Source organism: Streptomyces sp. DSM 120436 (assembly GCF_055778765.1).
In genome coordinates, this window is the sequence record NZ_JBSKBS010000001.1 from 4,847,094 (window position 1) to 4,869,310 (window position 22,217).

The window sequence follows — 22,217 nt, forward strand, 5'->3', positions numbered from 1 at the left end:
GAAGTGCGCGGTGGTGACGCCCCCGTCCCGGATCAGCTCGGCGAGGCGGGCGGGGTCGCGGTGCGCGTCGGGCTCGGCGACGACCACGGCGGCGCCGGTGAGGACCGGCCAGAAGAGCTCCCACACGGAGACGTCGAAGCCGGCCGACGCCTTGTGCAGCACCCGGTCGTCGGACCGGAGGCCGTACTGCTCCTGCATGCCGAACAGGCGGTTGACGACGGCCCGGTGAGGGACGGCGACACCCTTGGGACGACCGGTCGAGCCGGAGGTGTGGATGACGTAGGCGGTGCTGTCGGGGTGGGGTGCCGGGAACGCGGCCGCCGGGGACGCGGGCGCCGTCCCGTCGAGGAGCAGCACCGGGACCCGCACGGCGGCGGGCAGCAGGCCGCGCGTCCCGTCCGTGGTCACCACGCACACCGGGTCGGTGTCGGCGAGCAGCAGGGCGACGCGCTCCGCCGGGAGTTCGGGGTCCACCGGCACGTACGCGGCACCGGTACGCAGGACCGCGTGCAGGGCCACGGGCAGGCCCGCCGAGCGCGGGACGAGTACGGCGACGCGGCGCTCCGGTCCGGCCCCGGCCACGCGCAGGCGGCGGGCGAGGGCGTCGGCGCGGGTGTCGAGCTGCGCGTAGGTGAGCCGGTCGGCGCCGCAGACGACGGCCTCGGCGTGCGGGGTGCGCGCGACGCGGTCGGCGAGGAGTTCGGGGATCGTGGTGGACGGGACGTCCATGGTGGTGTCGTTCCAGTCGGTGAGGACCTGCCGGCGTTCGTCGTCGGCGGTGGTGGCGGCGCGGGACACGGTGAGGTCAGGGTCGTCGGCGAATGACTCCAGCAGCCGGGTCCAGCGCTGGGTGAGCAGCCGTACGGCCGCGGGGGTGAAGAGGTCCGCGCGGTACTCGACGCGGCCGTCGATCCCGTCCGGGGCGCCCTCGGGGGTGCGGCGTTCGGCCATGTTGAAGGAGAGCTCGAAGCGGGCGGTGGTGGCGCCGACGCGCATCAGTTCGGTGTCCAGGCCCGGGAGTGCGACGGCGTCGCGGGTGAGTTCGGGCTGGGCGGCCAGCATCACCTGGAACAGCGGGTTGCGGTCGGCCGAGCGGGCCACGCCCAGGTGGTCGACGAGCCGCTCGAAGGGCACGTCCTGGTGGGCGTAGGCGGTGAGGTCGGTCTCCCGCACCCGCCGCAGCAGTTCCCGGAAGTCCGGGTCGCCGCCGGTGTCGGTGCGCAGGACGAGCGTGTTGACGAAGCACCCGACGAGGTCCTCCAGCACCTCGTCGCCGCGTCCGGCCACGGCCGTGCCGAACGGGATGTCCGTCCCCGAGCCGAGGCGGGTCAGCAGGGCGGCGAGGGACGCCTGGAGCGTCATGAAGACGGTGGCGGAGTGCTCGCGGGCCAGCTCCGCGAGACGGGCGTGGAGCGGCGCGGGGAGACGGAAGGTGTACGAGCCGCCGGGCGCGGCGCCGGCGGTGTCACCGGACGCGGCGGCGCGGGGGTCCACGGGCAGGTCGATGCGGTCCGGCAGGTGGGCGAGCTGCTGCCGCCAGTAGGCCAGTTGACGGGCCGTCACGCCGTCCGCGCCGTCGTCCGCCAGCAGCTCGTGCTGCCAGAGGCTGTAGTCGGCGTACTGGACGGGCAGGGGCGTTTGGCCGGGAGCCCGCCCCGTCGTACGGCTCCGGTACGCGGCGGACAGATCGGCGGCCAGCGGTCCGAACGACCAGCCGTCGGCGGCGATGTGGTGCAGCACCAGCGCGAGGACGTGGTCGTCCTCACCCAGCTCGAACAGGGTCGCCCGCAGCGGGATGTCGGAGGCGAGGTCGAAGGGGCGCCGCACGGTCCGCTCCAGCGCGGCGGCCAGGTCCGCCTCGGTGACCCGGCCGGTCTCCAGGACCGGGCGGGCCCGCTCGGCGCCGGTGTCCAGGATCTCCTGGCGAGGAAGGCCCTCGGCGTCGGGGAAGACCGTACGCAGCACCTCGTGGCGCTCCGTCAGGTCGGTGAGCGCGGCGCGCAGCGCGGGGACGTCGAGGCGGCCGCGCAGCCGCAGCACCACCCGCATGTGGTAGGCGTCCGTGGCCCCCCGCGCGAGCTGGTGCAGGAACCACAGGCGGCGCTGGGCGGGGGACAGCGGGATGTCGTCCGGCCGGGCCACGGCGGTGGGGCGGGGCCGGGCCGGGGCGCTGGCGGCGGCGGCGACGTGTTCGGCGAGCTCCGCGACCGTGGGGGCCTCGAAGACGGCGCGGACGGGGAGATCGGCGCCGAGCGCGTTGTGTATGTGGGCGACGAGGCGGGTGGCGAGCAGCGAGTGTCCGCCCAGCTCGAAGAAGCTGTCGTCGATGCCGACGCGTCGGCCGGTGCCGAGGAGCCGCGCGTACAGCCCGCACAGCACTTCCTCGAGCGGTGTGCGCGCCTCGCGACCGCCGTACGCCGCGGAACCGTCGGTGGGGCCGGGGGCGGGCAGGGCGCGGCGGTCCACCTTGCCGTTGGGGGTCAGCGGCAGCCGGTCCAGGACGACGAACGCGGCGGGCACCATGTACCCGGGCAGCCGGGCCGCGGCGTGGCGGCGCAGCTCGGCCGGGGCCAGGGCGCTGCCGGACTCCCCGGACTCACCGGAGCCGGTGGGCTCACCGGACTCCGGGAGGACATAGGCGACCAGCCGGGGATCGCCTTCCGGGTTGTCCCGGCGCACGTCCGCGACGGCGCGGGCGACCGCCCCGTGCCCCTCCAGAACCGCCTCGATCTCGCCGAGTTCGACGCGGTGGCCGCGCAGCTTGACCTGGTGGTCGGCGCGGCCGAGGTGGTCCAGGCGGCCGTCCGCGGTCCAACGGGCCAGGTCGCCGGTGCGGTACATGCGGGTGCCGGACTCGCCGTACGGGTCGGCGAGGAAACGCTCGGCGGTCGGGCCGGGGCGGCCCGCGTAGCCGCGGGTGACGCCGGGTCCCGCCAGGTAGAGCTCGCCCGGAGTGCCGGCCGGGACCAGGCGCAGGCGGTGGTCCAGGACGTAGGCGCGGACGCCCGGGCGGGGGCGGCCGATCAGGAAGCGGCCGCCGGACCGCAGCGCGCCCGGCTCGTCCACCGCCTGGAAGGTGCTGCTCATGGTGGCCTCGGTGGGCCCGTACTGGTTGACCACCAGCGGGCTCCCGAGAGCGGCCACCTGCTGGAGGTGGCCCTCGGTGAGCGCTTCGCCGCACGTCATCACCAGCCGCAGGGAGGGGCGCTCGCCGGCGGGCAGCCGGTCCGCCTCCTCGATCAGGGCGGTCAGCAGGGACGGTACGACGGACAGCAGCGCGGTGACCCGGTGGCGGTGCAGGGCGCGGACGAGGGCGCGTGCGTCGTTCGCCTCGCCGGGCGGCACCATGACCACGCATCCGCCGGCCGCCAGGGTGCCGAGGACGTCACGCACCGAGGGGTCGAAGGACACGGACGCCAGGTTGAGCACGACGTCCTCGGGGCCGAGTCCGGCGACGCCGGACGTCAGGTACGGCACGTAGGCGGCGACCCCGCGGTGCGGCACCACCACCGCCTTGGGCCTGCCGGTGGAGCCCGAGGTGTGGATGACGTAGGCCGGGTGGGCGGGCGCCGGCGGTTCGGCGCTCCCGTCGTCGGTGAGGTCGCCGTCCGGCAGGGCGGACAGCGCGCGTCCGGTGGCCGGGTCGTCGAGCAGGACGGCGGTGGCGCGGGCGTCCTCGGGCAGCGATGCCGACGCCTCGGTGGTGGTCAGCACCGTCACCGGCCGGGCGTCGGCGAGCATGTGCGCGATACGGTCCGCCGGGTAGCCCGGGTCCACCGGGAGGTACGCCGCGCCGGACTCGACGACCGCGAGCAGGGCCACCACCAGCTCCGGGGAGCGGGGCACCGCGACGGCGACGGTCCGCTCGGGGCGGGCGCCCCGGGCGACGAGCAGGCGGGCCAGGCGGTTCGTGCGGGCACGCAGCTCCCGGCGGGTGAGCCGCTCGTCGCCGAAGAGGACCGCGGGCGTGTCGGAGCCGGCGGCCGTCCGGTCGCGGAGAATGCCGGTGACGGTGCCGGCCGCCGTGGCCTCGTCCCCGTCCGGTGCTCCCTGCCACGCGGTCAGCAGGCGGCCGCGTTCGCGCGGGGTGAGGATCCCGGCGTGTCCGGCGGGCCGGTCGAAGCCCTCGCCGAGCTCCTCGAAGAGCCGCACCAGCCGGTCCATCAGCGCCTGGGCGGCCTCCCGGTCGTAGACGGAGGTGTGGTAGCCGAGAGTGAGGTGCATCCGTTCGCCGGGGGCGGCGAGGAGGCGTAGCGGATAGCTCGTGGCCACGCCGCCGTCCACGGCGGAGACACGGATGCCGTCCGCCGGCCGGAACGCGTCCGGTTCCAGCGGGAAGTTGAGGAACACCACCATCGTGTCGGCGAGCGCCGAGGCGGCGTCGGTCTGCCGCTGGATCTCCGGCAGTCCGAGGTGCTGGTGGGCGGCGAGGCGGGACTGCTCCTCCTGCAGCCGGCGCAGGACGGCGGCCGCCGGCCGTGCCGGATCGAGGCGGACCCGCACCGGGACGGTGCTGAGGAACAGGCCGATGACGGACTCCACGTCCTCGACGTCGGCCGGGCGGCCGGCGCTGGGCGCGTCGAGGACGACGTCGTCGCGACCCGTCAGCGCGCCGATCAAGGTGGCCCACACGCCCTGCACCAGGGTGGCCGGGGTCAGGTCGTGGCGGCGGCAGTGCGCGGCCAGGCGGGCGGTGAGGTCCGGGGACAGCAGCCGTTCGACGACCTCGTGTCCGGGTGCGCCGGCCGCGTGGCCGTCCGTCCGGCTGCCGGTCACCGGCACCACGAGGGTGGGCTCGGCGCCGTCGAGCGCCTGCCGCCACGCCTGCCGGGCGGCGTCCTTGTCCTGCCGGGCGAGCCAGGCCAGGTACCGCCGGAACTGGGGCGCCGGGGGCAGCGGGGCCGGCTCCGCGTAGGCGGTCAGCAGCTCGTTCAGCAGCAGCGGCTGAGACCAGCCGTCGAGCAGGAGGTGGTGGTAGGTCACGATCATCGTGTGCCGGTGCGGGGCCAGCCGGGCCAGCGCCACCCGCAGCAGCGGCGGCCGGGCCGGGTCGAACGGGGCCGTCCGTTCCCGGGTCCGCAGCACGGTGAGGCGGGACTTTTGCTCCGCCTCACCGGCCGCGGACAGATCCGTCTCCCGCCAGGGCAGGTCCACCGCGGCGGGGACGACCTGCACGAGGCCCGCGTCCGCGTCGTGCACGAAGGCGGCGCGCAGGCTGTCGTGCCGGGCCAGCACCCGGGTCCAGGCGGCACGCAGCCGGGCCGGGTCGAGGGGGCCGTCGAGCGTGAGCGCCAGCTGGACGGTGTAGTCGTCCGCCCGGTCCGGGCCGTCCTCACCCGCCGCCGACGGGGTGCGCGCGGCGGCCAGGGACTCGAAGAGCAGGCCCTCCTGCAGCGGTGTGAGGGGCAGGACCTCCGCCGGGCCCGGGTACGGGGCGGTCAGCCGCTCCCGTACCGGCGCGGGCAGGGGCACCAGGTCCTCCTCGGGGGCCTCGCCCCGCGGCTCCGCGGGGTCCGTGGCCCGCGCCACGCCGGCGAGCGCGGCGACGGTGGGGTGCGCGAAGACGTCACGGACGGCCAGGACGACGCCCGCCCGGCGTGCGGCGCCCACCAGCCGCATGGCCAGCACGCTGTCGCCGCCCAGCGCGAAGAAGCTGTCGTCGATGCCCACGTGCGGAAGGCCCAGCAGCTCGGCGAAGGCGGCGCACAGGGCCCGCTCGGTCGCGTCGCGCGGTGCCCGGCTGTCCGGTGCGGCCGCGAAGTCGGGCGCCGGGAGGGCGGCACGGTCGAGCTTGCCGTTCGCGGTGAGCGGCAGTTCCGCCAGCACCACGAAGGCCGCGGGCACGAGGGCCTCGGGCAGGGTGCGTTCGGCGAGGGCGCGCAGTGCGGCCGGGAGCGCGGCGAGGTCGCGTGCGAGTCCCGGCTCGTTGGTGAGTTGTGCCGGGGCCGTGACGGATTCCGGTGCGGGGCGATAGGCGCACAGCACTTCGCCGGATCCGACGGACCCGGCGTCCGACGCGTCCGCGCGCCGGAAGACCGCGTCGACCGCGCCGGGGCCGGTGACCGACGGCGCGACGGCGACGTGGTAGCCGAGTTCCCCGGCGAGGGCGTACAGGTCCTCGGGGTCCACCGCGCCGGGCACGGGGACGTCGTCCGCCAGGAGGCGTGCGGCGAGGGCCGGTTCGGTTCCCTCGTCCAGCCGGCGGGCCGCCAGGGCCTGCCGGGCGGTGCGTTCGTCGGGGACGCCCGACAGCCGCAGCCACGCCGGGCGGGCCGTGGACAGGACGTGCCGCAGCCCGTCCGGAGGTGTTCCGTCACCGGCCTCGTGGGGACCGGCCGGAGACGCCGCCGGGGCCGTGTGCAGGACGACGTCGTAGCGGTAGCGGCTGAGTTCGTTGCGGTAACGGCCCCGCTTCACCTGGACGTCCGAGGCGGTGAAGGGAGTGCCCGCGCCGGTCCGCGCGGTGAACCAGGCGGGGTCGACGAGGAGTTCGTTCTCGTTCAGCAGGGCTCGGCCGACGGAGCGGCGCAGCGCCGCCGTACTGGTGTGCCGGCCCGGAGCGAGGCGGACGAGGTGCTTCTCCGTCTCGAACACGCGGGCGGCCCGCAGGTCCCGTACGTCACCGACGAAGATCCGGCCGCCGGGCGCCAGCAGCGGCGTGACGGCGTCGATCACCCGGTCCAGGTAGTCGGCGTCCGGGAAGTACTGGATCACCGAGTTGAGGACGACGGTGTCGAAGTACCCGGCGGGCAGGCCCTCGGTGTCGTCCGCCGCCCGGTGCCGCAGGGTCACCCGGCCGGCGAGGTGGTCCGGCATCCGGTCGCGCAGGGTGTCGATCACCGCGGCGGAGAAGTCGGTGGCCCAGTAGGCCTCGGTGTCCCCGGCGAGCCGCGACAGCAGCAGGCCCGCGCCGACGCCGATCTCCAGCAGGCGCACGGGACGCAGCGCGCGGATCCGCTCGACGGTCGCGTCCCGCCAGCGGCTCATCTCCTTGAGCGGGAGGGGCCGGCCGTCGTAGCTGCTGTCCCAGGTGGAGAAGTCCTCACCGAAGGCGGCGGTGAGGTCTCCCCCGCCCGGTGCGCCGGGCGTGCCCGGTGCCCGGCCGGGCGCGTAGGCGGACTCCCAGACGGCCTGCCACTCCCGCACCTGCTCGGACGTGGCGGACCCGGGCGCGGACGCGGAGCGCCCCCGGGCGTCCGGCACGACGTAGGCGGTGAGCTGCCTGCGGCCCGGCTCCTCCTCCCGCACGGTCACCACGGCCCGGCCCACCGCCGGGTGCGTGCCGAGCACCGCCTCGATCTCGCCGGGTTCGACCCGCACTCCGCGGATCTTGACCTGGTGGTCGGTGCGGCCCAGGTACTCCAGCGTGCCGTCACCGCGCCACCGCGCCAGGTCGCCGGTGCGGTACATCCGGCTGCCCGCGGGGCCGAAGGGGTCGGCGACGAAACGGAGCGCGGTCGTGCCGGGCCGGGCCGGGTAGCCGCGGGCGAGCTGGCGTCCCGCCAGGTACAACTCGCCCGCCACACCCGGGGCGACCGGCCGGAGCGCCGCGTCGAGCACGTACACGCGGGTGTTGTCCACCGGGGCGCCGATGGGCACCGGGCCCGTCCACGCGGGCAGGCACCGCCACCGTGTGACGTCGATGGCCGCCTCGGTGGGCCCGTACAGGTTGAACAGCGGGACGCCGAGGAGGGCGAGGGACGCGTCGGCGAGGTCGGCCGGGAGCGCCTCGCCGCTGCAGATCACGCGCCGCAGCCGGAACCCGGCCGCGGCGGTCCCGTCGACGGAGTCGAGGAACACGCGGAGCATCGACGGCACGAAGTGCACCGTCGTCACCCCGTGGTCCCCGACGGCGCCCGCCAGGTAGTGCGGATCGCGGTGCCCGCCGGGGCGTGCCACGACCACCGCGGCACCCGTGGTCAGCGGCCACAGCAGCTCCCACACGGACACGTCGAACCCGACGGGTGTCTTGTGCAGCACCCGGTCGTCGGCGGTCAGCGCGAACTCCCGCTGCATGCCCAGCACCCGGTTGGCGATGGCCTCGTGGGAGACGACGACGCCCTTCGGGCGGCCGGTCGAGCCCGAGGTGAAGATCATGTACGCGGCCGAGCCGGGTGCCACGGGGACCGGAGCGGTGCGGGCGGCGCCGGTGCCGACGGGGGCGTCGGCGCCGAGGAGGACGGTGCCCGGGCCGTCGAGGCGGGGGAACCGCTCGGCGAGGTCGCGCGTGGTGAGGGTGCAGGCCGGGGCCGCGTCGTCCAGCAGCAGTCCGATCCGCTCCGCCGGCAGCTCCGGGTCCACCGGCACGTACACGCCGCCCGCGCGCAGCACGGCGTGCACGGCGACGAGCAGGTCCGCCGAGCGCGGCAGGGCGACGGCGACCCGGGTCTCGGGCACCACGCCCCGCTCGCGCAGCAGTGCCGCGAGCGCCGCCACCCGGGCGTCGAACCGGGCGTACGTCAACTCCTCGCCACCGGCCCCGCCGTCCGCGTACACCACGGCGGTCGCGTCGGGCGTCGCCGCCGCCTGCGCCGCGACCAGCTCGGGCACCGACACGGACGGCACCGGCACGGCGGTGTCGTTCCACTCGACCAGCACCTGCCGCCGCTCCTCGGGGAGGAGCACGTCGACGGCGCCGACGGTGCGGGCGGGGTCGGCGGCCAGCGCCTCCAGCAGCCGCACCAGCCGTGCGCCGACGCGGGTGATGCCGTCGGGCGTGAAGACGCCGGTGCGGTAGCCGAACCGCAGGCTGAGCCCGGCGTCCTCCGGCACCACCAGCAGCGTCAGCGGATAGTGGGTGCCCGCGTGGACGTGCGGGTCGGTGACGGCGAGGCCGGGACCCGGCCGGAAGGTGGCCGGGTCGACGGGGAAGTTCTCGAAGGTCAGTACGGTGTCGAAGAGCCGGTCCAGGCCGGTGAGGCGGGTGATGTCCGGCAGGCCCAGGTGTGCGGCGGCCGCGCGGCGCGACTGCCGGCTCTGCATCCCGCGCAGCATGTCCCGCAGGTCGTCCGCCGGACGCAGTCGTACGCGCACGGGGACGGTGTCGACGAACAGGCCGACCATCGACTCGGCCCCGTCGACCTCGGCCGGACGGCTGGCGACCGTGGTGCCGAACACGACGTCGTCACGCCCGGTCAGCCCGGCGAGGAGGAGCGCCCACGCGCCCTGGACGACGGTGTTGAGGGTGAGCCCGTGCGCGGCGGCCAGGTCCCGCAGGGCGCCGGTGGTGCCGGTGGGCAGGTCGACGGTGTGGCGGCCCTGGGACGGCTCCGCCTCCGCCGTGGCGTCCGGCACGAGGAGCGTCGGCGCGTCCAGTCCGTCGAGCTCGGCGCGCCACGCGGCGCGGGCCGCGGCACGGTCCTGCCGCCCGAGCCAGGACAGGTACGTGCGCGGCGGGGTCACCTGCGGCAGGGGCTCGCCGTGGTAGAGGGCGAACAGCTCACGGCCCAGCAGGGGCAGCGACCAGCCGTCGAGCAGCATGTGGTGGTGGGTGAAGAGCACGGCGTGCCGTTCGGGGGCGAGCCGTACCAGGGCGACGCGCAGCAGCGGGGGACGCGCCAGGTCGAAGCGTCCGGCCCGTTCCCCGGCGGCCACCTGCCGCAGCCGCCGGTCCTGTTCCCGGGGGCCGGCGGCCGTCGGCGGCCCGGTGAGGTCGACGTCGCGCCAGGGGAGTTCGACGTCGTCGAGCACCACCTGCGCCGGCACGTCGGTGGTGTCGGCGACGAACGCCGAGCGCAGCACGGGGTGCCGGCGCAGCAGAGCCTGCCAGGCGCCGCGCAGCCGGGCCCCGTCCAGCGGGCCCTCGACCGTGAAGCCGAGCTGCACGGTGTAGTCGTCGTCCCCGGCGTTCTGCGCATCGTGCAGGGACTGGAACAGCAGGCCCTGTTGTACGGGGGAGAGGGGCAGGACGTCCGAGAAGGACGGATAGCGGGCCCGCAGGCGTCCGAGGTCGTCCTCGTCGAAAGCGGACGGGGCGGCGTCCCGCGCGGGGGCCGCGTGACCCGTGCCGCTGCCCCGCGGAACCGCGACGGCGGACAGGTCCGCCACGGTCGGGTGCTCGAACACGTCGCGCAGGGTGAGGGCCAGCCCTTCGCGGCGTGCGGCGGCGACCAGGCGCATCACCGAGACGCTGTCGCCGCCGAGAGCGAAGAAGTCGTCGTCGATGCTCACGCCGGACGGCGTGTCGAGCAGGTCGGCGCAGAGCCGGCAGAGGGTCTCCTCGACCGCGTTCCGGGGCGCCCGGCCGGCATCGGCGGCGGTCGCCGCCGGGGCGGGCAGCGCGGCCCGGTCGAGCTTGCCGTTCGCCGTCAGGGGCAGCTGCGGGAGGGCCACGAAGGCCGCGGGCACCATGTACGGGGGCAGGCGCCGGGCCAGCGCCCCGGCCAGCTCCCGGTCGCCTGCCACGGGCTGCGCACCCGGGACGAAGTACGCGGTCAGCTGCCGCCGGCCCGGCGTGTCCTCGCGGAGCACGACCGCGGCGCGGGCCACGCCCGGCTGTTCCGCCAGCACGGCCTCGATCTCGCCCGGTTCGATGCGGAACCCGCGCACCTTGACCTGCTGGTCCGCCCGGCCCGTGCAGACCAGCCGGCCGTCCGGCGTCCAGTGTGCGAGGTCGCCGGTGCGGTACATCCGGGTGCCGGGCGCACCGAAGGGGTCGGCCACGAAGCGTTCGGCGGTCAGGCCGGGCCGCTGCGCGTACCCGCGCGCCAGTCCGGCGCCGGCGATGTACAACTCGCCCACCACGCCGGGCGGTACGGGCTGCATGGCCCGGTCGAGGACGTACACCGCCGTGCCGGTGATCGGCCGTCCGATGGTGACCGGCGCCGATGACGCGGCGTCCGAGTCCTCGGGTGACAGCTCCGCCGCGGTCGACCAGACCGTCGTCTCCGTGGGGCCGTAGACGTTGGTCACCGACGCGGCGGACGCGAGGAGTTCACGGGCCAGTGCGGCCGGCAGCGCCTCACCGCCGACCAGGACGCGGACACCGCCGAGGGCGGGTGCGACCTCGGCGGCCACCGCCTGCCAGAGGCTCGGCGTCGCCTGCATCACCGACACCCGCTCGGCCACCAGCAGGTGCCGCAGCCGTGCGGGGTCGCGTACCTCGTCGGCCCCGGCCACCACCACGGCGGCCCCGGCCACCAGGGGCGCGAGCAGTTCCAGGTTGGCGATGTCGAAGCCCAGGGTGGTCACGGCGAGCAGGCGGTCACCCGGGCCCAGTCCGGCCCGTCCGGCCATGTCCAGCAGCAGGTTGCCGAGGCCCGACCGGGGGACGACGACGCCCTTGGGCCGCCCCGTGGACCCCGAGGTGAAGACGACGTACGCGGCGGCCGATCCGTGCACCGCGGCGGGGAGCACGTCCTGCGGCTCCCGAGGCCGTTGCCGCCCGTCGGTCAGGACGCGTCGCGGGCCGCTCGGCACCCGCTCGGCCAGTGCGGCCGTCGTCAGGACGACGGCCGGGCGCGCCTCGGCCACCGTGAGCTCCAGCCGTCCGGCCGGATGCGTCAGGTCCAGCGGCAGATAGGCGGCGCCGGATCGCAGGACGGCCAGCACACCGGCCACCAGGTCCGCGCAGCGCGGCAGCGCCAGCGCCACGCGGTCCTCCGGGCCCACTCCGTGACCGGCCAGGACGCCGGCCAGACGGGTCGCCCGGGCGACCAGTTCGCGGTACGTCAGGGTTTCCGGGCCGGCGGTGACCGCGACGGCGTCCGGCGTCCGGGCCGCCTGGGCCGCGACCAGCTGCCACGGGTCGCCCGCCGGGTCGCTCACCAGAGCGGGAGCGGGAACGGCGCGGTCGTGGGCGTTCCCGGGACCGGACCAGTCGCCCAGCACCCGCCGCCGCTCGCCCTCGTCGAGCAGGTCACCGTGGCCGATGGGCCGCGCGGCGGCGTCGTCCCCCACGGTGAGCCGTTCCAGCAGCCGCAGGAACCGCCCGTGATGTCCGGCCAGCTCACCGTCCGAGTACAGGGCGGGATTGCCGTCGACGACGACCTTGATGGCGCCGCGCTGTCCCGGGCGTCCGCCGTAGCTGGCGATCGACAGGTCGGCCACCGGCCCGACGGCCAGACTGTGCAGGGATCCGGGCAGGCCGCCGAAGGAGAAGTCCTGGCCGAACGGCATGACGTTGACGACCGGCCCGTAGAGCCGGCCGCCCGCGGAGAGGCCGAGGTCGCGGGCGAGGTCCGCCTCCGGGTAGCGCTGATGCCGTACCGCGTCCTTCATCTCGGCCGCGACCCGGGCGGTCAGCTCGCCGTAGGTCAGGCCGGGGTCCACCCTCAGGCGCAGCGGGACCACGTTGGACACCATGCCGGGGACGGCGTCCGAGGCGGACCCGGTGCGCGCGGTGACCGGGAAGCCCAGCACCAGGTCGTCCGCCCCGGTCATCCGGTGCAGGTAGGCGGCGGCGCCCGCGACGAAGGCGGCCGGCCAGCTCGACCGGGCGGTCCGCGCGACCGCCCGCATCCCCGACTCGGCCTCCCTGCTCAGGTACGCGGTCCGCCGGTGCGCCGGGGCGCAGGGCGGCGCCGAACGTTCCACGAGAGCGGCCGGCGCGGGCCGGCCGGCCATCCGCTCCCGCCAGTACGCCCGGTCGGCGCGGAAGTCGTCCGAGGCCCGGTAGGCCGTCTGCTCGTCCAGCAGTTCACGGAACGGGCGCAACGCCCCCTCCGCGGGATCGCGCCCTTCCAGGAGAGCGGTGTAGATGGCCGCGGCGCGCCGCATGGCGATGCCGGCGCCGGCCCCGTCGCTGATCACATGGTGGACGCCGGAGTACCACCAGTGGCGCTGCTCGGCGACGCGGATCACCGCGCTGGTGAGGTTCGGGGGGTGGCCGACACGGCGCGGGCGCGCCATGTCGGCCGTCATCCAGCGGTGCGCGGCGGCCTCGGGGTCGGCCTCGGCGGACACGTCGACGAAGAGCTGCTCCCACGCGTCGTCCGGCTCGGCCCACTGGCGCAGTTCGCCCTCGTGCTCCCGGATCCGGACGCGGAACCCCTCGGCCTCGTCCAGGAAGCGGCGCGTGGCCTCGGCCAGCAGCGCGATGTCGAGCGGGCCGGCGATGTCGACGTAGATGCCGAGGTTGTAGGCGCGGCTGTCCGGGGCCAGTTGCTGGCCGAACCACATGCCCGACTGTCCCGGGGTCAGTGGCAGGCCACGAAGGTGGTCGTCTTGCACGTACGTACTCCCAGGCGCATACGAGGGGGGTGAGCGGCGAGCGTGGTGCGACGGCGGTATCGGTCCGGGAAGGGCCTGGTGACCACGGCGTTCGCCGCGCCGGCCGGCCGCGATCCGGAATGATCGACTGCCGATCCGGTGTCTAGCACGGCGAGTTGACCGGCCGGGGTGTCCGCCGACCCGAAATGATCTTTGGGTGAACTGCCCCGCTCGGGGTGGGCGGGCACGGAGCCCGCCGCCGGGTGGAGGAACCGGAGGTTCCGCCCACGGCACGTCCACGGCGTTCACCCCGGCATCACCCGTGCGAGCCGCCTGTTCACCCAGCTGAACTCTTCCCCAACCGCAGTGACGCGTACGGCGCGTGCGGCGTCCCCTGCCCTCACGGCCGGATGCCATCATCCAGCCGTCACGGCGCCTCTCCGTGACCCCGCAGACCCCGAGGATCCCCATGGCACAGCCCGCCGCCCCGCTCGTGAGCGCGGTGGACAAGAGCGCCGTACGGACGCGCCGAGCGCTCCGTGCCCTGCTGCTCGGCCTCTTCGCCGGCCTGCTGTCCAGCACGGTGGTCGTCACCGCTCTGCCGCGCGTCGTCGCCGACCTGGACGGCGGTCAGGCCGCCTTCACGTGGGTGGTCGCGGCCACGATGGTGGCCTCGACGCTCGGTCTGCCGCTGTGGGGGAAGCTCGCCGACCGCGCCGACCGCAAGACGCTGGTCCAGATCTCACTGGGGCTGTTCGCCCTGGGATCGGCATGGTGCGCGCTCGCGGGCGACGTCGGGCAGTTGATCGCCGGGCGGGCGGTGCAGGGGCTGGGGGCCGGCGGGGTGAACGCGCTGGCCCAGGTGATCGTGGCCGCGCTGGTCCCGCCACGGGAGCGCGGCCGGTACAACGGCCGCATCACGCTGGTCATGACGGCCGGAACGGTCGCCGGCCCCCCGCTCGGCGGTGTGCTGGCCGACACTCCGGGGGTGGGCTGGCGCGCCTGCTTCCATCTGGGCGTGCTCCTCGCGGCCGGCGCAGCCCTCACCCTCCACCGCACGCTGCGGCTGCCCGACTCCGGGCGCATGTCGCACGGTCCACGTCCCGACCTGTGGGGTGCGGCCCTGCTCACCGCGACGGTCGGGGCTCTCCTCCTCACTGTCACCTGGGCCGGGAACGGCGTGCCGTGGGTGTCCTGGCCGGTGGCGGGAACGGCCTGTGCCGTGCCCGTCCTCGCCGTGCTGTTCGTCCGGCGGCAGTCACGGGCCGTCGACCCGCTGCTGCCGCCACACCTGCTGCGGGACCGCACCGTCGCGCTGTCGGCGCTGGCCGGCTTCGCGGTCGGCCCGGCGCTGTTCGCTGCTCCCGCCCTGCTGGCCCAGTACTTCCAGGTCGCCCGGGCGCAGCCGCCGGCCGTGGCGGGACTGCTGACCCTGCCGATGATCGCCGGCCTGCTGTCCGGGTCCGTCGTCTCCGGCCGGCTCATCAGCGAGCGGGGCCGCTGGAAACTCCCCCTGGCCGCGGGGGGCCTGCTGCTCGTCCTCGGCTTCTCCGTCATGGGCACCGTGGGGGCCCGTACGCCGCTGCTCCTGGTGGGCGCCGCCCTGTTCGCGGGAGGCTCCGGCGTCGGCGTCGTCTCGCAGAACCTCGTGCCGATCGCCCAGAACGCGGCGCCCCCCGACGACCTCGGCGCCGTCACCTCCTTCGTGATCCTCTCCCGCAGCCTCGGCGGTGTGCTGGGTCTCGCCGCACTCGGCTCCCTGCTGACCGCCCGCGTGGACACCCTTGCCGCCGCGCACGCCCCGGCCGGGACCGGACTCGACGGCGGCCTGCCGGACCTGCGCACGCTGGGTCCCCCGGCCGTGGACAGCGTCCGGACGGTGTACGGCCAGGCCTTCGGCGACGTGTTCACCGCCGCCGTCCCCTTCGCCCTGCTCGCACTGGCCGCCGTCCTGCTGCTGCGGGAGGCGCCTTTGCGCTCGGCCCCCGACGAGCACTGAGCGTGGGGCGCCGACTGCCCTCCGCGGCCTTCCAGCCGGCCGGGAACCGGCATCGCGTCGCTACGCCCCCGTTCCGCGTCACTCATGTCGGACGGGTGTCTCGGCCGCCTGTACGGTCGGTTCCCGGCGTGCTCGACGAAGCGCTTGCGGTAGCCGTCGTCGACCCAGACCTTGCGGGTGGTCGGGTGGTCGGGTGGTCGGGTGCAACCTGCCCGAGCAGACGGGTGCCGGCCACCGGGTCCTGGACACTGGCTGCGGTGACCAGCACCGCCAGCAGCAGACCGAGGACGCAGATCGCAGTGCAGATTCCCGTGGACGTGGCGGCCGGATGGCTGGAGGACAACCGGCTGCGGCTCGAGCACGTACGCAAGGCGGTCGCGAAGAGACGACCTGATGATCTGACGCAATGAGATGATCTTGGGGTGTCTGGTGTGATCACGGCGTCGGAGCCGTCCTGGACAGCCCCGTTCACCGGGCTGAGCCCGCGCCAGTTCGGCAAGCTGATCACTGCGCTCCGGCGTGAGGGGGCGGATCCGGTACGCAAGGGCCGGCCCTGGAGGCTGTCGCTGGAGGACCGGGTTCTGCTGGTCGCCGCGTACTGCGCACGAACCTGACCTTGCGGCAACTGGCCCCGCTGTTCGGGGTGTCCAAGTCGGCGGCCGACCGCATCATCGACCACCTCGGCCCCTTGCTCGCGCTCCAGCAGCGCAAGCGGTTCCGCAAGGACACCGTGCTGATCGTGGACGGCACCCTGGTCCCCACCCGCGACCACACCGTGGCCGAGCAGTCCAAGAACTACCGGTACTCCACCAACCACCAGGTCGTCATCGACGCCGCCCCCCGGCTCGTCGTCGCCGTCGGCCGCCCGGCCACCGGAAACCGCGACGACTGCAAGGCACGGGAGCTGTCCGGCGCGAAAGACGCCGTCGGCCACACCACGGTGATCGCGGACGGCGGCTACCGCGGCACCGGCCTGGTCATCCGCGGGATGGGCAGGGGCCCGGGAGCCGTGGCCCTACCGCGGCACCGGCCTGGTCATCCGTGGGATGGGCAGGGGCCCGGGAGCCGTGGCCACGATCATCGACTCCCAGTCGGTGAAGGCGGCCTCCACCGTCGGCAAGGACAGCCGCGGCTACGACGCAGGCAAAGAGATGATGATGAACGCCCGTCGGCATGCCCGGGACTACGAACGGCTCATCCAGCGCTCGGAGACGCTGATCACCTGGGCCGCAACCACGCTCATGACCAGGCGTCTCGTCCGAACCGGCCGGACGAAGCAGCAAGAGGCGGACCCGCCGACCCGTCATCCCGTCCTCCGACGAGGGAAGAAGCGGCGCCGCAGACGGTCACCGACTTCGCCGACGACCATCACCAGCACCGCACTCGCCGCACAGCCCGCGAGACTCGTCGGCTGGTCGAACAGCGTCCCCAAGCCCAAGAAGGCAGCGGTAATAGCCGCCCACCACGCAACCCACAAGCTGACCACGGACCACCAGCGCCGTCTCTTCACACGATCAAGATACGTCCCCCACACTCCGATCGGAGCGGGCCCGGCGTCAGAAGCAGGTGCTCGCCTTCAACGACGTCACCGTCGAGATCCGATCCTCGGGCTCTCAAGAACCGTCCCAGAGCCCCAGACGTTTGAGCCGACGCTGCCGCAGCCGCTCTCCAGCCGCTGTCAGAGCGAAGAGGAGCCACACAACCAGCCCGGCCAGCGCTGCTACCACGGGACCGTCAGATCCGTCCCCGGACGACACCATCAGAAAGAAAAGCGCAAAGGGCACAGCCATGCAGAGGCCGGCGCCGACCGGGCGCCGGGCCACCCATTTCTGAACACGAGTCGGGCGCCTCTGCCCACCAAACGCCCGGTCCACGGCCCAAAACGCATCACCCAGAGACCGCCACCAGCTCGTCACGGCTGAAGGATAGGGCAGCCGGTCGGACCTGCCGATAGAAGGCTCAGGCCCGAGCTGGTGGAGGAACAACTACTGAGTGCGGCCCTGCGTCACCGATACAACCATGTGGTCATGTCCGTCTCCAGACCGAGGCATGTCTCAGAGGCACCGGGTGGGAGGTCTGCTTCGGCACGGGCACAACGGTGGCGGAGCGTCGCGCGGTGGCGGGTGACACCCTTACGGCGAGACGGTCACCGTGCTTGGAGCCGGGGCCGGCCCGGCGTTCCGACGTCCCTTTCGCCCGCAGCGTCTCACCGGTCAGAAGGGCGTCTGACCTGCCTCATCCCGCCAGGCGGGCATGGATGGCTTCACTGATGGTCCGCACCGCACGGTCAACACCTCGCACCCTGGCCTCGGGGGAGAGCTGTTCGGATTCGTAGATGAACGCTGTGGAGCCGCGCCGGCTGCCGCAGTAGTCGACGATGCCGTGCTCGATCTGCGTCCGCAGTGCACTCTCGTATCCGTGGCGCTCGTACGCACCGGAGTCGTCGCCGGCGATAGGTAGAAGATGGGTGGTGAGGTTCTGCAGTTTCGGCCGCAGGCCCGAAGCGGGGGAGTGCTCGAAGGCCCAGCCGTTGACGAAGACACGGTCGATCCACCCCTTCAACAGTGCAGGCATCGACCACCAGTACACGGGGAAGACCAACACGAGATCGGTGGCACGCTCAAGACGACGGTGCTCAGCCATGACGTCAGCCGGATAGTTGCCGCCCTCGTGGTACGCCCGGCGATCCGCCGGAGTGAACCGGGGGTCGAACCGTTCCTCGGACAGGTCGGCGATCTCGACCGAACCGGGTTGAAGAGCTGCCTCCAGTCTTTCCAGCACGTAATGCGTCAGGGACCGGGGGTCCGGGTTGGCGGCGACTAGCAGGGTATGCATCGGTGGCTCCAGTTACGTGAAAAACGGACGCTGACAAGTGGTGTGGAGGTGCAGGACCGCGCGCGGTGCTCCGCCTCCCGGAGTGCAGTACGCCAGGCCGGGACCTGCGGGACTCAGCACCGCCAGGTTTCCGCTGCCGTGGCCCGCAGGACGAAGTCCTCGAAGGTCCGCGGCGCGCGTCCCAGCACGGTGGCGACGTCGTCCGTCGTCCAGGCGGCGGCCCCGCGTTCAAGCAGCACGAACATCTCGGCGAGGTGCCGGGCCTCGTCCTCGCTCCAGCCCTCCTGAACCAACCTCGCGGTGTACTTGGCTGGGGAGATGCGCCGGTAGACGATGGGCAGCCCGGACGCCCGGGAGATCAGGTCGACTGCCTCCGCCCAGGTCAGTCCGCGCGGCCCGGTCAGCTCATAGACCCGACCAGCGTGCCGGCCGGGCTCGGTCAGTACCGCGGCCGCTACGTCGGAGACGTCCTCGACGTCGATGAACGGCTCGGGGACTGCACCCGCCGGAAGCGCCAGCTCGCCGGCGGCCAGCGGGGCGCGGAAGGGGTGCCCGTCGAAGTTCTGGGCGAAGTTCGAGGCGCGCAGGACGGTCCATTCCAGCGCCGAGCCGCGCACGGCGTCCTCGGCCGAGCGCATGTCCAGCCCGAACGGGGAGTCGCCCCAGTCGTCGGCGCCGTGACCGGAGAGCAGGACCAGGCGCCGCACACCGGCGGCCTCGGCCTGCGCCACGAAGTCGTGCACCGGACCGGGCACGGGCGGGGGCACCACGTAGACGACGGTGACGCCCCGCAGGACCTGATCCCAGTCGGCGGGGTGGAACCAGTCGAACGGGGTCTGACTGGAACGGGAGGCGGCGCGCACGGGTGTGTCGCGCAGCCGCAACCGGGCGGCCACCCGCCGGCCGGTGTTGCCCGTCGCGCCGAGGACGAGAGTGATGTCGTTGCTCATGACGGCGAGCCAACAGCACGCACCCGGACGGTTCCATAGGTGATACGCCGGATCACCTGGGTAATCGTCTGGATCGTTTAGCCTTGGCGGGTGGATGCTTTCGGCGACCTACTGCGCGGATTGCGGGCCCAGGGCTCGTTGTTCGGCAGCTCGACCCTGACCCCGCCCTGGTCGCTGCACTTCGTGGACGGCGCACCGCTGACCTTGTGCACCGTCCTCTCCGGAGGCGGCTGGATCGTGCCGGAGCGCCGCCCGCCCGAGCGTCTGGACATCGGCGAGACAGTGATCGTGCGGGGCCCCGCGCCGTTCCTCTTCGTCGATGAGGTGGGCACCCGGGCCGAACCCGTCGCGTGCGGCGCGTTCTGCTCGACGCCCGAGCAGGGCGGGACCCAGTACCGGCTCGGCTGGCACGATGCCGGTACCGGCGGGGAGAACACGACGACCCTGGTCGTCGGCGCCTATCCGGTGCGCGGCGAGATAAGTCGCAGGCTGCTGGACGCGCTGCCCGTCGTACTGCGCGTGGGATCCGGCGACGGGCCCGACCCCGTGTGGGACCACCTCGCCGCCGAGGTCGCCGCCGACACACCGGGCCAGCAGGTCGTCCTCGACCGACTGCTGGACTGGATGCTGGTGTGTGCGCTGCGCGAGTACTTCGACCGGCCCGGCGGCACTCCGCCGGGCTGGTACTCCGCCGGGCGCGACCCGGTGGTGGGCGCCGCGCTGCGCCTGCTGCACGGGGAACCGGCAGCGCCGTGGACGGTTGCCTCGCTGGCCAGCCGGACCGGGGTGTCGCGGGCCACGCTGGCGAAGCGGTTCACCGACCTGGTCGGCGAACCGCCGCTGACCTACCTCACCCACTGGCGCATGACGCTCGCGGCGGACCTGCTGACCGAGCGCGAGACGGTGACTGTCGCGGAGGTCGCCCGCGCCGTGGGCTACTCCGACGCGTTCGCGTTCAGCGCGGCGTTCAAACGGGTCCGCGGCATCAGCCCCAGCGCGTACCGGCGCACTGCGACGGCTTCACCCCCCAGCCGGCCGGCACACTCCCCTGACACGTCCCCCGGCGTCCGCCCTCACCTTCAGGGCCCCCGCTGGTCAGCAAAATAGAGGTGCAAACGGCCTCCGAGTGTTCACCCCCACCCAGATGAACAGCAGTTGCACCGACTGACCCTGTTCTTTATCCACCAAGATCTTCCGGGCTTGCCGACGGCCTTGAGGGTCTCGGGGCGTTTGACGGCCTTGCCGATGTCGTAGCGGAGTGCCCGGTGTCTGTTCCTGGTGCCGGGTGGTCGTCCGGGGGCGGCGCCGCGGGGTCTGGGAACACGGGCCGGGCAGGCGAGGTGAGCGCGGATGTTCCTGAACCCCCGGCGGACCCGGGCGGGGGTGAGCCGGCCGGAGGCGGTGGGCTTCTCCCAGGGACGGCGGAGGCCCGCGGCGAGAGGGCGGGCGAGCCGGAGCTGGGTGCGAGCGACGATCAGGATCCGGGTTCAGCGGTCCGCCGCCTCGGGGGTACGGAGTTTCGGGGTGGTCCAGCCGAGGGTCTGCTTCGCGAAGCGGAAGGTGTGCTCCAGATCGAAGCGACGGGGAAACGCCTGCCAGAAACAGTGCCCGTCGTCCGGGGTGACACCAGTCTTCGAGGACCACGACCACACCGGCGGAGCGCGCCGTTCCTTCGACAGATCCTTCAACTGGATCAGCGCGCCATGCGCGGGGCGACCCGGTCGACCGGGGTGAGCTCGACCGGAACGGGAAAGTACTGCTCGCAGCGGCGCCGTGCCGTACAGCTCCTCCGGGCGGCTGCTGGCGAACCCGAGATGCTCACCCGGGCTCTGCCACGCCGCCTCGGCGTCATCGGAGCGCTCGTCATCGCCCCACACCACTTCCTCGAACAATGCCTGCACAGCCGGCCTCGGACGGACCACCGCCTGCCCCCCTCGCCCGGTACGAAGCGATGCTCTGCGGAACCGCGCCCGGCAGGCCATTCGGTGGCCGTGCAAGCACCGCCCGGGTACGCCATAGGGTTTGGAGGGACGGGTGTCTGGCAGTAGTGCGCCGAGGGAGGCCTGTCGTGCCCGCCGACGCTGTCGGCCGGGCGCCCTATGAAGCAACGGAGACCAGCGGTGGTGCAAGTGGAGCTCGGGACTGTGGTGGCCATGGCGCGGGAGATCGCCGAGGGGGTTCTCGCCCCGGAGGCTGCGGCCGTGGACGCGGAGCAGAGATGGCCGGAGAAGGGTATGGCTGCGCTGCGGTCCCGGCTGGGCGGGCTGGTGGTGCCGACGGGGTGCGGCGGGATGGGGCACGGGCTGCTGGCGGTGGCGCAGGTAGGTGAGGCGACGGGACGCGCCTGCGCCTCGACGTCGATCTGCTTCGGTATGCACCTCGTCGGCTCCGCGGTGATCGCTGCGAAGGCCAGCCGCCGGCAGCAGGAGCATTATCTGGAGCCGATTGCGGCCGGTGACCATCTGACGACTCTGGCTCTGTCCGAGCCGGGGACGGGCGGGGAGTTCTGGCTGCCGCAGACCCGTATGGAGCGGGTGGCGGAGGACCGGCTGCGGCTGACCGGATCCAAGAGCTTCGTCACCAACGCCGGCCACGCGGACTCCTATGTCCTGTCGACCCTGGCCGCCGGGCCGGGAAAGCCGCCGGGGCAGTTCTCGTGCACGGTGGTCGACGCCACCGTGCAGGGGCTGGAGTGGGGACCCGAGTGGCAGGGTTTCGGCATGCGCGGCAATGCCTCACGAGGGCTGGAGCTGCGGGGAGTCGAGATCGCCGACTGGTGCCTGCTGGGGGAGGAGGGCGATGAGATCTGGTACGTTTTCAATATTGTCGCCCCCTATTTCCTGATGGCCATGGCTGGCACCTACCTCGGTGTCGCCGCGGCGGCTCTGGAGGAGGCCCGTACTCATCTGCTGCGGCGCAAAGGGACGCGTGCGGGCCGGCCCGCTGCCGGGCAGCCGGTCGTCCAACACCGGCTGGGCACGATGTGGGCCCGCGTGGAACGCACCAGGCGGCTGATCTACCACGCCGCCTCCGAGGCGGAGATCGGCGCCCCGGAGGCTCTGCTGGGGCTGGCCTCGGCCAAGGCCGAGGTGGCCGAGGCCGCGGAGGCGACCGTCAATGACGCCCTGACCCTGGTCGGCGGCATCGGTTACGGTGAGCACTCACCCCTGCACAGACTGCTGCGCGATGCCCGAGCCGCGCACGTGATGTCCCCGGTGACCGATCTGCTGCGGGTGTGGACCGGCAGAGCCCTGCTCGACGAACCGCTCCTTGAGGGCTGAGGC

At 74.0% G+C, this 22,217-nt stretch carries 7 protein-coding genes and 4 pseudogenes (1 of these 11 only partly in view); 6 read left to right on the top strand and 5 right to left on the bottom strand.

The window, feature by feature from the left end:
* Nucleotides 1–13,170 carry the 5' portion of a non-ribosomal peptide synthase/polyketide synthase gene (locus tag ACWH4W_RS21495; protein ID WP_473077339.1) on the bottom strand. It extends 15,759 nt beyond the left edge of the window, so the window shows 13,170 of its 28,929 coding nt (coding positions 1–13,170); the start codon lies at nucleotides 13,168–13,170; its stop codon lies beyond the left edge, outside the window.
* A gap of 448 nt (nucleotides 13,171–13,618) precedes the next feature.
* On the opposite strand from ACWH4W_RS21495, the gene ACWH4W_RS21500 reads away from it, so the two are divergent.
* On the top strand, nucleotides 13,619–15,148 hold the full coding sequence (locus ACWH4W_RS21500; protein ID WP_473077340.1) for an MFS transporter: 1,530 nt from the start codon (nucleotides 13,619–13,621) through the stop codon (nucleotides 15,146–15,148).
* A gap of 125 nt (nucleotides 15,149–15,273) precedes the next feature.
* On the opposite strand, the pseudogene ACWH4W_RS21505 reads toward ACWH4W_RS21500, so the two are convergent.
* A pseudogene (locus ACWH4W_RS21505) lies at nucleotides 15,274–15,434 on the bottom strand (IS5 family transposase); the annotation flags it as partial.
* Between ACWH4W_RS21505 and ACWH4W_RS21510 the strand changes: the two are divergent.
* The 3 genes and pseudogenes from ACWH4W_RS21510 to ACWH4W_RS21520 all read left to right on the top strand — a co-directional run.
* Nucleotides 15,406–15,558, top strand: coding sequence for a DUF5959 family protein (locus ACWH4W_RS21510; protein WP_473077341.1), 153 nt, complete (start codon nucleotides 15,406–15,408; stop codon nucleotides 15,556–15,558). The pseudogene ACWH4W_RS21505 and the gene ACWH4W_RS21510 sit on opposite strands and share 29 nt — an antisense overlap.
* A gap of 12 nt (nucleotides 15,559–15,570) precedes the next feature.
* Nucleotides 15,571–16,187, top strand: a pseudogene (locus ACWH4W_RS21515) (transposase family protein); the annotation flags it as partial.
* 1 nt (nucleotide 16,188) lies between these two features.
* Nucleotides 16,189–16,608, top strand: a pseudogene (locus tag ACWH4W_RS21520) (hypothetical protein); the annotation flags it as partial.
* Nucleotides 16,609–17,383: 775 nt separating this feature from the next.
* On the opposite strand, the gene ACWH4W_RS21525 reads toward ACWH4W_RS21520, so the two are convergent.
* Both ACWH4W_RS21525 and ACWH4W_RS21530 read right to left on the bottom strand, forming a co-directional pair.
* On the bottom strand, nucleotides 17,384–17,983 hold the full coding sequence (locus tag ACWH4W_RS21525; protein ID WP_473077342.1) for an NAD(P)H-dependent oxidoreductase: 600 nt from the start codon (nucleotides 17,981–17,983) through the stop codon (nucleotides 17,384–17,386).
* A gap of 113 nt (nucleotides 17,984–18,096) precedes the next feature.
* A complete protein-coding gene (locus ACWH4W_RS21530) occupies nucleotides 18,097–18,933 on the bottom strand; it encodes an NAD(P)H-binding protein (protein WP_473077343.1) in 837 nt (278 codons plus the stop codon).
* A gap of 90 nt (nucleotides 18,934–19,023) precedes the next feature.
* Here ACWH4W_RS21530 and ACWH4W_RS21535 point away from each other — a divergent pair, with 90 nt between their 5' ends.
* The gene (locus ACWH4W_RS21535) at nucleotides 19,024–20,040 is read left to right on the top strand and encodes an AraC family transcriptional regulator (RefSeq protein ID WP_473077344.1); all 1,017 of its coding nucleotides are present in this window, start codon (nucleotides 19,024–19,026) and stop codon (nucleotides 20,038–20,040) included.
* A gap of 23 nt (nucleotides 20,041–20,063) precedes the next feature.
* On the opposite strand, the pseudogene ACWH4W_RS21540 reads toward ACWH4W_RS21535, so the two are convergent.
* Nucleotides 20,064–20,636: pseudogene (locus ACWH4W_RS21540) on the bottom strand (NF041680 family putative transposase); the annotation flags it as partial.
* Nucleotides 20,637–21,062: 426 nt separating this feature from the next.
* On the opposite strand from ACWH4W_RS21540, the gene ACWH4W_RS21545 reads away from it, so the two are divergent.
* Nucleotides 21,063–22,214 (top strand): acyl-CoA dehydrogenase family protein, encoded by a 1,152-nt coding sequence (locus tag ACWH4W_RS21545; protein WP_473077345.1) that lies wholly within the window; start codon nucleotides 21,063–21,065, stop codon nucleotides 22,212–22,214.
* The last annotated feature ends 3 nt before the right edge of the window (nucleotides 22,215–22,217 follow it).

Coding starts and splice junctions, on each gene's coding strand:
- ACWH4W_RS21500 (WP_473077340.1), top strand. CDS start 13,619: ATGGCACAGCCCGCCGCCCCGCTCGTGAGCGCGGTGGACAAGAGCGCC.
- ACWH4W_RS21525 (WP_473077342.1), bottom strand. CDS start 17,983: ATGCATACCCTGCTAGTCGCCGCCAACCCGGACCCCCGGTCCCTGACG.
- ACWH4W_RS21530 (WP_473077343.1), bottom strand. CDS start 18,933: ATGAGCAACGACATCACTCTCGTCCTCGGCGCGACGGGCAACACCGGC.